This window comes from Draconibacterium sp. IB214405, from assembly GCF_033963885.1.
Taxonomy (GTDB): Bacteria; Bacteroidota; Bacteroidia; order Bacteroidales; family Prolixibacteraceae; genus Draconibacterium.
On the sequence record NZ_JAXBMA010000004.1, the window covers coordinates 517781 to 531251 of the forward strand.

The 13471-nt window shown below is 39.0% G+C and carries 14 protein-coding genes; 7 read left to right on the plus strand and 7 right to left on the minus strand.

Going from position 1 to position 13471, the window contains the following annotated elements; translation table 11 throughout:
* Nucleotides 1-45: 45 nt before the first annotated feature.
* On the minus strand, nt 46-1572 hold the full coding sequence (locus SLH46_RS14610; protein WP_320281948.1) for a helix-turn-helix domain-containing protein: 1527 nt from the start codon (nt 1570-1572) through the stop codon (nt 46-48).
* Between the two features lie 221 nt (nt 1573-1793).
* Between SLH46_RS14610 and SLH46_RS14615 the strand changes: the two genes are divergently transcribed.
* The 5 genes from SLH46_RS14615 (at nt 1794) to SLH46_RS14635 (ending at nt 5626) form a co-directional block, all read left to right on the plus strand.
* Nucleotides 1794-2270: a nuclear transport factor 2 family protein gene (locus SLH46_RS14615; protein WP_320281949.1), complete on the plus strand. Its 477-nt coding sequence runs from the start codon at nt 1794-1796 to the stop codon at nt 2268-2270.
* Nucleotides 2271-2450: 180 nt separating this feature from the next.
* Nucleotides 2451-3302: a T9SS type A sorting domain-containing protein gene (locus SLH46_RS14620; protein WP_320281950.1), complete on the plus strand. Its 852-nt coding sequence runs from the start codon at nt 2451-2453 to the stop codon at nt 3300-3302.
* A 159-nt stretch (nt 3303-3461) separates the two neighbouring features.
* The gene (locus SLH46_RS14625; RefSeq protein WP_320281951.1) at nt 3462-4418 is read left to right on the plus strand and encodes a Fic family protein; all 957 of its coding nucleotides are present in this window, start codon (nt 3462-3464) and stop codon (nt 4416-4418) included.
* A 74-nt stretch (nt 4419-4492) separates the two neighbouring features.
* On the plus strand, nt 4493-4834 hold the full coding sequence (locus SLH46_RS14630) for a GIY-YIG nuclease family protein (protein WP_320281952.1): 342 nt from the start codon (nt 4493-4495) through the stop codon (nt 4832-4834).
* Nucleotides 4835-4840: 6 nt separating this feature from the next.
* Nucleotides 4841-5626 carry a class I SAM-dependent methyltransferase gene (locus tag SLH46_RS14635; RefSeq protein WP_320281953.1) on the plus strand — a complete coding sequence of 262 codons (786 nt, stop codon included), beginning with the start codon at nt 4841-4843 and terminating at the stop codon, nt 5624-5626.
* 16 nt (nt 5627-5642) lie between these two features.
* On the opposite strand, the gene fabF is transcribed toward SLH46_RS14635, so the two are convergent.
* The 3 genes from fabF to SLH46_RS14650 all read right to left on the minus strand — a co-directional run bounded on the left by fabF (nt 5643) and on the right by SLH46_RS14650 (nt 8506).
* Nucleotides 5643-6890, minus strand: coding sequence for a beta-ketoacyl-ACP synthase II (fabF, locus tag SLH46_RS14640; protein ID WP_320281954.1), 1248 nt, complete (start codon nt 6888-6890; stop codon nt 5643-5645).
* Nucleotides 6891-7060: 170 nt separating this feature from the next.
* Nucleotides 7061-7888, minus strand: a complete 828-nt coding sequence (locus SLH46_RS14645) for a nitroreductase family protein (RefSeq protein ID WP_320281955.1) — start codon at nt 7886-7888, stop codon at nt 7061-7063.
* Nucleotides 7889-7984: 96 nt separating this feature from the next.
* Nucleotides 7985-8506 carry a GNAT family N-acetyltransferase gene (locus SLH46_RS14650; protein ID WP_320281956.1) on the minus strand — a complete coding sequence of 174 codons (522 nt, stop codon included), beginning with the start codon at nt 8504-8506 and terminating at the stop codon, nt 7985-7987.
* A gap of 252 nt (nt 8507-8758) precedes the next feature.
* Here SLH46_RS14650 and SLH46_RS14655 point away from each other — a divergent pair, with 252 nt between their 5' ends.
* Both SLH46_RS14655 and SLH46_RS14660 read left to right on the plus strand, forming a co-directional pair.
* Nucleotides 8759-10684 carry a hypothetical protein gene (locus SLH46_RS14655; protein WP_320281957.1) on the plus strand — a complete coding sequence of 642 codons (1926 nt, stop codon included), beginning with the start codon at nt 8759-8761 and terminating at the stop codon, nt 10682-10684.
* Nucleotides 10685-11127: 443 nt separating this feature from the next.
* Nucleotides 11128-11523, plus strand: coding sequence for a hypothetical protein (locus tag SLH46_RS14660; protein ID WP_320281958.1), 396 nt, complete (start codon nt 11128-11130; stop codon nt 11521-11523).
* A gap of 638 nt (nt 11524-12161) precedes the next feature.
* Here the strand turns inward: SLH46_RS14660 and SLH46_RS14665 are convergent.
* The 3 genes from SLH46_RS14665 to SLH46_RS14675 all read right to left on the minus strand — a co-directional run bounded on the left by SLH46_RS14665 (nt 12162) and on the right by SLH46_RS14675 (nt 13437).
* On the minus strand, nt 12162-12329 hold the full coding sequence (locus tag SLH46_RS14665; protein ID WP_320281959.1) for a hypothetical protein: 168 nt from the start codon (nt 12327-12329) through the stop codon (nt 12162-12164).
* Nucleotides 12330-12869: 540 nt separating this feature from the next.
* Complete coding sequence (locus SLH46_RS14670) at nt 12870-13043, minus strand: hypothetical protein (protein ID WP_320281960.1); 174 nt, start codon at nt 13041-13043, stop codon at nt 12870-12872.
* A gap of 220 nt (nt 13044-13263) precedes the next feature.
* Nucleotides 13264-13437 carry a hypothetical protein gene (locus SLH46_RS14675; RefSeq protein ID WP_320281961.1) on the minus strand — a complete coding sequence of 58 codons (174 nt, stop codon included), beginning with the start codon at nt 13435-13437 and terminating at the stop codon, nt 13264-13266.
* Nucleotides 13438-13471: the final 34 nt, after the last annotated feature.

The following is a 13471-nucleotide window of genomic DNA, read 5'->3' on the forward strand; positions in this document are numbered from 1 at the left end:
TCAATCATGTTGCAAAAATCCATACAACTTGCTCAATTGCAGTGCCTATGAAGAATATTTTGGATTAGAAAAACCGACTTTGCGTACAAGTTCCTGAAAAGCAGGCTCGTTGTGAAGCGGTAAAAACTGGGGCTCCGTTAGCAACCAGGGAATCTCCATATCGTGGTGCTGATAGGAGATTTCGAGCCACTCCAGTGCCGAGGCCGTATCGCCTAACGAAGCGTAAATTACAGCAACAAAAAAGGCGTAGGAACCTGAAAAGCCTTCGTCCTTTTTATCTTTTAATTCCTGTAGCAGGGCCATAACTTTTTCCGTGTCGCCCAATTTGGCATAAGCGGCCCCCATCCATCCCAACATTCGGGGGTAGCGAATTCCTTCCATATCGATTGCCTGCTGAAAAAGGGAAATAGCTTTGGCATATTGTCCGGTATTCAGGTACAGAAAACCACTGTTGTCGAGCGTGAAATAGTTATTGAAAATCTTAAGTCGTTCAGATGCAAATTCCTCAGCCTTTTCATATTCGCCTAAAAAACAAAGTGTCAGAATCATTCGGCTGTTGGGATAATGCGGATGATTTCGGTTTAGCCGGTTTGACATTTCAAGTGCCAACTCGTGCTTTTGTACAAAATTCAAAAGATCGATGTAAACACCAAGCGCTTCGGGGTAATTGGTAACAATCGCTTTTTGATATTCCTCTTCTGCTTTCTCAAAATCCCAGTCGCCAAATACATGAATAAAACCTTTTAGTATGTGAACCTGTATCATTCCGGGTTCCAGGTCTTCGGCTTTTTCAAGCAAAGGGCGCACCTGTTTAAAGGATTCGAGGGGATGCAGCGATGCATCAAAAATGCATGCTTTTGATATAAGGGTTTGAGCAATCCCGGCATAAGCCAGAGCAAAGCTTGAATCCAAAGCTATGGCTTTATTAAAATATTCAATCGATTCATCAAGGCTCGATGGCGTGTAGATCCTGCGAAGATGTTCTCCTTTAAGATAAAGGTCGTATGCTTCCGGATTTTGTGTCATTCCCTGATCCGGACTTTCTTTTGCATCTACCGCAGTTTTATTAAACACAGGCCATAAAACATAAGAAATCAATAGTAATGAAATGAGAACAACACTACTTGCGATAATTCTTATCCTATGTTTTGAGGGATTGGCTTTACTATGCGAAATGGAAGAACCGTTGTCGAGTAGAACATTCTCCTGCCTGTATTTTACCGCACTGGGCGCATAACCAAAATAATCGGTAAAGCAGGAAGTAAAATAACTGGGACTGTTAAATCCAACTTTATACGCCACTTCAGAAACCGTAAACTCCCCATTTTTCAGGTACTCCAGTCCTCGTTTTAATCGGTACTCCCTGATGAACTGACTAATTGACTGCCCGGTGTGTTTTTGCAGGTTACGATGAAGGCCGGACCTGCTCATGCCAAGGGCCTGAGCTAAAAGCTCAACACCAAAATTCTCATTATTGAGATTCTTCTCAACCTCTTCTTCCAGTTTTTGGCTTAATGGGATTTTATCCTTCTTCTGGTTTAACGGGTTATTATGTTGTGGGTTTGCGTCCATTAATAACAAAAATATAAATCTTAGCGATATATGAAACTAATCACATATATATATTAATCTCTCAACAACGACCTCAACCCTCACAATTTATTTTTCTTTTTGACTATATTTAGCTGTTGTCAAGCTAGGAATTATTGAGATGTAAATAGCCGGATGAATAAAATTCAACTATCAAAACATCGTTAATAATCTTAGCATCTTAATCTTATAAACAACTCATTATGAAGGCCAGATCACAAATTATTTCTTTAGTAGGAATACTGCTTTTACTTATCGCCTGTAACCATCAAACAAACAATACGGAAGTTGATTCAGGAGCTATCGTTGAGCAGGTAAAAAGTCAGGTCGAGGCTTTTTACACGGCCGACACAGCAATGAATGCCCAGGGAGTGATTGATTTATTATGGCCGGAATATACTATGTTAACCGATGGCAATTACAGTACTTACGATGATATAAAAGCCGGAACAGAACCATTTATGGAATCGCTGGAAGCCTTTCATACTAAATGGACAGAGTTAAAAATTATTCCGCTTGGAAATCAGCACGCTATTTCTTCGTTTATTTTTACGGATTCCATCGTTGCTAAAGATGGTACAATCACCCAATCAACCGGACCAAATACCTTTGTTTGGGAAGAACGAGACGGGCAATGGAAGTTGATTTACGGCGATGCCGACCATTACACGGTAAAATAGTTTATTTCACTATCGTATCAGGGAAAAAGCTTACTGCTTCATTATAAGTAATGCATGAATAAAAATGCACTTTTTTGTGTATATTTAACAAAATCAAAATTACCGAATACATTGAATAAGTCGCTTGCAAAAACAGAGTGTCTTCTTTTCGAAATGGTGCACTAAAAAAAAATAGAAACTATGAAAAAGCTTAGACTAGTTGCAATTTTGATTTTTCTTTACCAATTAGGAAGTGCACAGGAGTTTCAATTCCCTATGTTTTTTGAAGATGCTGTTGGAAATATGGACACATTGACAATCGGTTACGACATTAATGGAACTAAGTTAATTGACTCAGCATTTGGTGAGTCGAATATAATTGAAATCCCACTCGACTCCATCTTCGATGTGAGAATTTCAGATGCATTCATTAATAATGGAGTCGCATCTTTTCATACCAAAAAGCAGATCTTACCCGATTCATGTTCAGGATGGAGGTTTCCTGTAGTTTCGATTGATATTAAGTGTAAAAACTGGCCGGTTACCGCAACGTGGGATAATTCGTTGTTTAACACCGAATGCAGAGAAGGTAGTGTTTTCACCAGTTTCCGTCCGGGTGGTTGGTGGGACGTTGTCGGATTTTCAAGTGATTTAAGTAAAGTTGAATTAGCAAACGAATACCAGGTGACTTTTACATCAAATTATAAGCCTTCTTCAGCATATAAGGGTAACTATTCTTACATCAATTCGTCAAACGACACTATTCCTGTTTTTTGGATGGCATTCGGCGATTCAACAATAATTACTCTGGATGTTGAGAGTATGTCGTTGGAGTTTAATTTATATCCCAATCCTGTTAAAGACTTTTTATACATTGACATTCAAAATGACTTTATAAATGATATCAGGCTTATCGACATGTTAGGGAGAAGTAAACTTGTTGAGTTTAAGGATGGATTTATTGATATGAGCGGGTTTCATTCAGGTTATTACCTGATTATAATTAATAGAAAAGACGGGAATACAATAAGTTCGAAGATAATAAAACAATAACGCTTGGTACCAATTTGTAAATTGCATTGAGGGGCTTTTAGCGGCCTGATACCTCCGACTGCATGGGGACCCCCAACCTAATAAAAACAATTAATTGCAGTAGGAAATAATTATAACTACCTTTGATAGTATCATATGATAGTATCAGCAATTAGATCCATGAAACCACCATACGAAATAACAAGTAGGATTTTAAATCAGATTGCTTCTATTTCAGAAAAAATTGGAGAAGTAAATGCTGCCCATTTAAATAAACCACCAACCGAATTAAGAAAAAGAAATCGAATTAAAACGATTCAGGCCTCGCTTGAAATTGAAGGAAATACAATTACGGTCGGACAAATTACCGACCTTCTCGACAACAAAAGAATTCTTGCTCCGAAAAAGGATATCCTCGAAGTCAAAAATGCAATCAATGTTTACAATCAGCTGAATAAATTTAAGGTCTACGAATTAAAATCGTTGTGCAAAGCACATGAAATTTTAATGAAAGGTTTGATTAAAAATCCGGGGCAACTCCGGACAGGTTCGGTTGGAATTGTAAAAGGCAGCGACATCGCCCACTTGGCACCTCCCGGAGAAATGGTTTATTCATTAATGACTGATTTGTTTAACTACCTCAAAAACGACGATGATTTAATTCTTATAAAAAGTTGTGTATTCCATTACGAATTTGAATTTATTCACCCATTCACCGACGGCAACGGAAGAATAGGAAGACTTTGGCAAACCATGATTTTAAAGGAACACGCTCCTGTTTTTGAGTTTCTCCCGATTGAAAGTCTGGTAAAATCTAGACAACAGGAATATTACAATGCCCTTGGTAAATCAGACAAACAAGGAACGTCCACTGCATTTATCGAGTTCATGCTGGAAATTATAAAGGATGCTTTGGAAGAGTTATTAAAAGTTCAGAATATAAGTTTGACCAACAACGACCGGATTTTGAATTTTAAAGCGCTAATTGGTACAAAAGAATTTTCGAGACAGGACTATTTAAGAGCATATAAAAATATAGCTCAGGCAACTGCAAGCAGAGACCTAAAAGCTGCAGTTGACGCTGGAATTATAGAAAAACAAGGCGACAAAAGAACGACTAAATATAAATACAAATAAAACCCGACAATTGGCGTAAGATGTATCTTTGTTGCCGTTGTGCAACCGTTTTAGCGAATTACAAAAATCAGATAATGAAAACACGAAAAGAAATAAAGGAAGAATACAAGCAGATGAAATTCTCGATGGGAGTTTTTCAGGTAAAAAACCGTTCGAATAACAAGGTATTTATCGATAACAGTGTCGATATAGCATCGAAGTGGAACAGGCATAAAACCGAGTTAAAATTTGGCAACCATAAAAATCGCGAACTACAAAACGACTGGAACGAAAAAGGTGAAGATAATTTTGACCTTGAGATTTTATCGGAGTTAAAACAAGATGATAAGAAAGTAATAAATTACGCGAAGGAGCTAAAGTTACTGCAACAGATGCTTATCGACGAAATGAATATTCCGGAAGAACTCAGATACTAAAACACAATGGATTACATAAAAATAAATAAAAAACTGTGGAACGAACGTACTGAAATTCATTACGATTCTGAATTTTATGACATGGAGAGTTTTCTCAACGGGAAAGACTCGTTAAACCCAATAGAGCTTCTGTTACTGGGAGATATAGAAGGCAAAAAGGTTTTGCATCTGCAGTGTCATTTCGGACAGGATACCCTTTCGCTTGCCCGCCACGGTGCTTTGGTAACGGGTGTCGATTTTTCGGAAAAAGCCATTAAAAAAGCTCGTCAACTAAACACTTCATTGGGACTAAATGCAACTTTTATACAAAGCGATATTTACCAACTCCCGGAAGTTTTGGCTGAAGAGTATGATATTGTTTTTACCTCGTATGGTGTGCTTGGCTGGCTTCCCGATATGAAAAAATGGGCCGAAGTTGTTGGCCGTTTTTTAAAACCCGGCGGTACTTTTGTGCTGGTGGAGTTTCATCCGGTGGTTTGGATGTTCAGCAACGATTTTAAACAGATTGAATACAAGTACACCGATTCCGAACCCATTATTGAAGAAGAGGAAGGCACTTATACCAATAAAAATGCACCGATTAAAAAGCAGTCGGTAAACTGGAACCACGGTTTAAGTACCGTGATGAATCCACTGATAAAAACCGGGTTTAATATCACCGACTTTAAAGAATACAACTATTCGCCTTACAACTGTTTCGAAAATACTGTAAAAGTTGCCGACGGCCGGTATAAAATAAAAGGACTGGAAGATAAAATTCCAATGGTTTATTCGATAAAAGCTGTGAGGTAAACTAATAAATTCCGGTCTATTCTTTCCACTTTTTAAATACCAGAGTGGCATTGTGTCCTCCAAAACCGAAACTATTGGTAATGGCCACATCAACGTTTGACTGAACACTTTGCCCGGTAACAATATTTATCGTTTCCGGAATAAGTGGATCGAGCTCCGAGGTATTAATTGTAGGTGTAATAATTCCAGTTTCAATCGCTTTTATACAAAGAATCGATTCCACCGCACCGGCAGCACCCAACAAGTGGCCCACCATCGATTTTGATGATCCAATCTTAAGTTTCTCCGGATTTTCGCCAAACAAACGACGCACTGCATTTATTTCGCTTACATCGCCAATGGGTGTTGAAGTAGCATGAGCATTCAGGTAATCCACGTCATCCGGCTTTAATCCGGCTTCGGTTAATGCCAGTTCCATAGCTTTTGCAGCACCTTCGCCTTCGGGGTGTGAGGCAGCCACGTGATAGGCATCCGATGTCATGGCAGCACCCACAATTTCGGCGTATATTTTTGCTCCGCGTTGTTTGGCGTGTTCGTAGTCTTCAAGAATCAATGTTCCAGAGCCCTCTCCCATCACAAAACCATCGCGGTTTACATCAAATGGTCGCGATGCCTGTTCCGGGTGCTCGTTGTTCACCGACAAAGCACGCATGGCATTAAAACCACCAATGCCCATTTCAACAATTCCGGCTTCCGATCCGCCGGTAACAAAAACTTTAGCCTTGCCGAGTTTTATGTAGTTGTAGGCATCCATAATGGCCGTGTTTGATGTAGCACACGCTGATGCCGTGGTAAAACTCATGCCTTTTAATCCGTATTTCAGCGAGATGATTCCCGATGCCATATTGATGAGCATTTTGGGGCCGAGCATTGGACTAAAACGTGGAATTCCGGTTTTAGCAAACGCCATTGTCTCTTTTTCGTAGACATCCATTCCTCCCTGTCCCGATCCCCAGATTACGCCAATGTCGTACGGATCGATACTTTGTAAATCCAGGCCGCTGTCGTTCAGCGCTTCTTCAGTAGCAATTAAAGCATACTGCGAAAAAAGGTCGGTGCGCTTAATATCAGTACGATCGAGGTAATCCTTTACATCGTAATTTTTAAGCTCGCAGGCGAACTTTGTTTTAAAATTTGTGGTATCGAATCGTGTGATTGGTGCAGCTCCGCTTTTTCCCTTTACTGCGTTATCCCAAAATTCGTTTATGTTATTGCCGATTGGAGTAATTGCTCCAATTCCGGTTACTACAACTCTTTTTCCCATAAATTAAATTGCAGACCAACAATTTGCGGTTTGCACAACTTTTTATGCTTTAGTTACTGATTTCTTCACAACGCACAGATTGTTGTGAGACGCAACAAATATAGCTACTTATTTAAAAGAAGCGATTTTATTCTTTCGTCTCTTCAGTTTTTTGGCCGATCAGAACCGAATTAAAGCGTAATTCTGTTCAAATGTAAACCTTCGCTTTGTACTGATCGTGCATATTTTAAGGCCGGTTTACCAAAAAGCATGATATAGCCCAGTTCATGGTCTTCAGGAATACCAATCTGGCGTTCTAACTCCGGAGCAAGAACTTTCAGCACCATTTTTATAAATCCGTTCCACAGAGTTCCTATTTCATACGAATTGGCGAGCAACTCGAAATAGCACAATGCAATGTGACAATCAGCATCGGGCGAAGCAACAGTTTTTGGAGCCGAGGTAATTAAAACATGCGGTGCATCGCGAAACAGCACATCAATTTGTTTGCTTTCCCATAAACGTTGCAGATCGTTTAAAAACGCCATCCGTTCGGGAATTTTTCCTGCAGCATTTGCTTCTTTAATCGCGTTATAAACCGCATTTCGTAATTTACTCAGCTCGCTTTTCGTCTCGGTTACCGAGAATAACACTTCATTTTTATTGTGCCCGGTTGGAGCATATGCAGCTGTTGCAAGCAATTCATAAATGAATTCCGGCGCCAGTTCATCGGCTTTGAATTTACGAATCGAGCGACGTGTTTTTATAAGTTGTTCCAATGCCGCGGGTTCAACAATATTCTTTTTTACTGGGATGCTGTCTTCCGGCTTCTTCCCCCAAATGGAGAGCGCTGCTGTTGGACAAATAGCCAGACAGTGCTGACATTTTATACACTGCGCTTCTTTGCCTTCTTTAATCTCAGGGTATTCGCTTTTTGGATTGATTACCAATGTTGGACAATCGGCCGCACACAAACCACATTGCGTACATTTCTCTTTGTCAATTATAAAATCGATCATTTTGGTTTTTATTTTTGGTCATGACAAAGATACAGCTTGATACAAAAAGAAATAGCTTTGGAGGAGTAAGAACATGAATGATTGCAGAGAGTTAATTTATAGCTGTAGTCGAAATCCAAACACCGGCAACTCTTCCTGCATAAAGTCCAGATCAGAAGAACGTTTAAAACCCAGTTTCTCGTACATATTCCAGGCAATACGCATATATTCGGTTGAATGAATAATGAGCTCACCAACTCCATCATTTTTAGCTTTGTCGATACAAGCCAAAGTAATTTCGGTTCCTAAACCATTTCCCCGAAGTTTGGGATCAACGGCCAACAAACGAAAACCTGCTGCATTTTCCTCTTGTGTTGCCGTTCCGCCTGAACCGTAATATTTCATATCAGAAAAGTAAACAACAGCACCTCCAACCTCTCCTTCAGAATCTACTGCCACCAATAGTTTAGTACAAGGCTTTTTGCACCACTCACCAATGTTGGCAAGCATTTTATAATACTCAGGCTGATCATTCTTTTTCGGAAATCCTTCCAGTTTCGAATAAACATTTACCATTAATTTACCAATCGCCTTGTATTCCTCGCTTTTGGCTTCCCTGATTTCAAAATTCTGATTCATGGTATGAAAATACTTCAATTTCCATTGCTTCAGAAATATTTCTTCTTGAATTTATGCGAGATACTTTATGATTCTTTTCTGCTACATCATTCCAAATGAAGGAGCTGGCTAAAAAATAGAATAAATAGCTACACCCTTTTTTTTTTAATGGCTTTGAATCTTTTGGGATAACGATTGAACTTTTTTGAATAAAAAAGCAGCCGGCAAGCCAACATCTTTGCATCAGTAATAACAATTAAAAACAATAACGTTATGAAAGCGATATTAGGAACAATCCTGGTTGTGATGCTTTCTCTGGGAGGATACGCATCAACCAAAAAATCCGGAGAAAATAAGACAAAGAACCCGGTAGAATTTTCGGTAGAAATTCTGAATGTCTCTCCTGAATTTAAAGAAGGAGAAAATGGAACTATTGAGATGAGCAGTGCCTTTCTGGCGAAACAGAATAACTCATCGGAAGAACTATTCGGCTCATTTTGGGCCGAGTTTGAATACGACGGAGGAAATTCCTCTGAGATGTATAATGTAAAGAACTGGAAGATAAATGACATCCGTTTAGCTGAGGACCTGTCTTCAGAGGACAAAGATCAACTTGAAACTGCCTTTTACCTGGAATTGGAAACGCATTTCAATGAACTTCCAAAGAGTGCAATTGATGGAACAAAATCATCGAACAGCGCGATGGAAGCAACATTTAATACAGATGCTCCCCCGATTATTTATAGTAATCAACCATCGGCGCTGATTGTTATTGATGGCGAGCCCTTTTACGAAGAACTGGATAACCGCTACTCGAGAATAGCCAACACCGGAGCATTTATAGTAAAAGATAACAATCAAGGTAACTATTTCATGTATGGAGGTGGTCTTTGGTTTACGTCTGACGATGTTATGGAAGGCTGGGAATACACCAGTGATGTAGCAAACCGTATAAAACGAGTGATGAAAAAACACGCACGCGAATTGTACGACAGCATGCAAAATGAGCAGTTTCAGGCTAGAACAGTACCCGATATTATTGTAAGTACCGAACCGGCAGAACTTATTTCAACCGACGGTAGTCCAAAGTCTGTGCTTATAGCGGGTACGAAGCTGATGTATGTGGAAAATTCGGATGCAGAACTTTTTCGGGATATGAATACAAACAAGTTTTACGCATTGTTCTCAGGCCGCTGGTTTGTTTCCGACCAACTGGAACGAAACTGGCAATACGTTGAGCCGAGTGAATTACCGGGCGATTTTGCAAAAATTCCTGAAGCCCACGATAAAGCAAATGTACTGGTAAGTGTTCCCGGAACAAAAGCGGCTGAGGATGCAGTTCGCGATGCACAGGTACCGTCGGTAAAAAAGATAGATATTACAACTACCTTGGATACAAAAGTTGAATACAACGGAGAGCCGGAATTTGAAAGAATCGATGGAACGGAATTATCGTATGCGGTAAATACTTCCAAATCAGTTTTAAAATGGAACAATAGGTATTATTTGGTAGATGATGCAGTTTGGTACAATTCTTCATCGCCTTTTGGTGCCTGGCAAATTGCAACACAGCGTCCTGAAGGTGTAGAAAATATACCGGCTGATAATCCGCTTTATAATATACAGTTTGTTCACATTTATAAAAATACCGACCGTGAGGTTTATACCGGATATACATCGGGTTATACAGGTTCTTACATTTATGGTCCTACAGTGGTTTTCGGAACCGGTTTCCACTATCACGGATGGTACGGTCATTTTTATTACCACCACCCGATGACTTATGGCTACGGATTTTTCTACGATCCGTTTTACGGATGGGTACCGATATACTCGCCGTGGTTTGGTTCATCGTTTTACTGGAACTGGCATTGGCATTGGGGATGGGGTTGGAATCACTGGTATGGATACCGTCCGCCTTATCATCGTCCGCCTCATCATAAGCCACCGTTAAAACCGGAACATCCGATTGCGCGACCGGAACGACCAACCACCCGGCCTCAGCAGCCTACAACACGACCAAGTCAGCCAAGTATGCGTCCGACGCAGCCGAGTACTAGGCCCGGTCAGCCGAATGTAAGACCAATATCACCGTCAACACGGCCAAGTCAGCCTATGATGCGACCAACTCGACCAAGCACGCGACCAATGCAACCGGCAGCACGACCTAATCCGGGGGCTATACAATTACGACGTTAAGGAAGCAGTTAAAGAAGTAAGCACCATTGACATGTACTTCGCATTTCAAACTTTAACTATATATATCACCTGGCGAGATTCTGCTCTGAATAAAGATCAGATCTCGCCTTTTACTTACAAATTACCAGTACTGTAATTGTGCCGATGAATCGTTATGACGATCATGAATAAATAACAATAATGTTCTGCAGTAAGCAAACGAATTCATAAGGAATTACCAGAAGCTCAAAAAAAATTGAATCAGTTTCGTTTGTTATTACTGTTAGTTTAAAACGGGGGTAAGCCAGAGTGCTTGCCCCTGTTTATTTCAAAGTTCGATTGGTTCACAAATCCCCCCCTGTCAAATGTGAACCAAATAGAATAATAAATGAACCAAACCGATCTGACACACAAGGCCTACCAGGATAAATTTGCAGCAGTAATAACTTATAAAACAATTAGATATGAAAAGAAGAAATCAAAGCATTTTTATCCCAATTAAAGTAGGAGTAAATTCTCTACTGAAACAATTTAGGTACAAAGAAAGAACATCGCAGATGGCAGTCATTTCAAGCTCATTTGTAAAAGTTGGAGATATTGAATACGAATACATGAGCTCGAAGGCAGTAGACGTAAACGACTTCTACACTATGTATGACCTTGATTCGGAGCGTACAGTTTATACCCGTGAAGTACACTGTAATACCTCTTTCATTTTCGGAACGAAAGCATTAAAAAAGACCGATCGTACTGTACCCGAACCAGTTAACAACAACAAACAATCAACTGTCTCAATACAATGGACTGAGATAAGGGAACAGGACTTATTAAACGAAGCGTACCTGGCAAATATGAATTAATTCTACCAGTAATTACCGATGACAGCTATTCCTTTTTTAGGTTTAGCTGTTTTTTTTTGCAGTAGACTGTTAACCAAAAAAGGCTAAAGGAAACTGTGTTAGAAAAAATAACTTAGAAAAAGTTCTAAAGTCTCATAAATCCCGAAAAAGGATTTCCATCGTTTGGTGCCACTTGGAGCTATTTTCAATTTACCGACAATCAAATAAATTAGCATTATAGTTGCTGAAACATTGCTGGATACCGGTTTGTGGTATTTCTTAACGCATCAACCACTTTGTAATAAGTCCGCGCTTCCTAATCTGCAGCAATCTTTTAAATGACCGGATCATTTGGATGATTAATGATGCCATGAAAGGTCTTTAAAGGGCAGGCTATACTATTTCAACACAAATACTTTACCCTTTATAAAATCAATTTCTGAATGCAGATTCTGTTTTCATTTTATTATCGAAAACGACAGCGTTTAACGTAAATAATAGGATCTGTGAGACGGCTATTTTGTTCTGTTGAGAAGCTTCTGGGGCCAAAAAAAAGGAGACTCAGAGAATGTTACTCAAGTGCTTTGACTTAAAGTAACCCTCTGAGACCCCTCTTAAAATTCAGTTAAGACCTGGAAATCTTTTAGAGACTGATTTTCCTAGTTCACGTTCGGCTCAATGTAGGGAGGAAGTGGCTGCTCAATTGTTTCCGGTGGTAAAGGCTGAACCGGGTCCTCGTAATATGCATCTTCATTACACGATGCTAAACTCATTCCTAAACCTGCAATCAATACAAACGCTACTGCTAATTTTTTTAATGTTTTCATTTTTAATTCTTTTAATTATTAATACTTGTTGTTTTTTATTACACTACAAAGATGCAGCATAACCAAGCAGCTTTCTTATCCAAAAGAATCAAGTAGTTATCATGAAGAATCAAACTAAAACAAGCATAAAAAAAGACCGGTATTAACCGGCCATACCTCTAAAAATGTAGTTAGAGTTGATCTCCCGTCAAGAGAATTATTAATAATGTTTTTTTCTTTTTAATTCTTATTACCAAGTAAAGATGTGGGTGTATAAAAAATGGATAACCCCGCAGCTCCATTTGAAAATTCAAATTTCGCTACGAGGTTCGTAATGCAACAACTAAGTTATGAAAACCTATCCATTCAATATCAGTTAATTTCCATATGATTTTATGCATAGAGGAGTATGCTGCGTTTACTGCTCCTGTGGTAAAGGTTGAACAGGATCTTCTGAACAAGATGGAGATATCATTCCCAAACCACCTAAAAACAACCCCGGATAAGCAAGTGCCTACCCGGGGTTGAAACTCAATAATCTACTATACTATTTCTTCCGATCTAGTTATTATGATGCTCAACTTCAACATTTGTGGGATTGTATACTTCCACAGGAATCTGATGTTGAATATCAACCGGCTCCTCGAAATAAGGATCTTCTGAACACGATGCAAATGTTGCTCCCATTGCTACTAATACTACAAACGCTACTGCTAATTTTTTTAATGTTTTCATTTTTAATTCTTTTTAATTATTAATACTTGTTGTTTTATTTTTACACTACAAAGATGCCGCACAGTCATCCGACTTTCTTATCCAAAAGAATCAGACATTTATCAGGATGATTCAAAATAAAATAACCAGTGCTGTGTCTTCTTCCTGAAACGAATTCGAAAAATAAATCCCGAATAGCCAACTGCTTATCCGGGATTTAAAATTTAAAACGATTTTCGTTTTAGTTACCATGAAGATCGATTTCAACATTTGTAGGATTGGTTATTTCCACAGGAATCTGATGTTGAATATCAATTGGCTCCTCGTAATAAGCATCCTCATTACACGATGCAAATGTTGCTCCCATTGCTACTAATACTACAAACGCTACTGCTAATTTTTTTAATGTTTTCATTTTAATTCTTTTTTAATTAATACTTGTTGTTTTA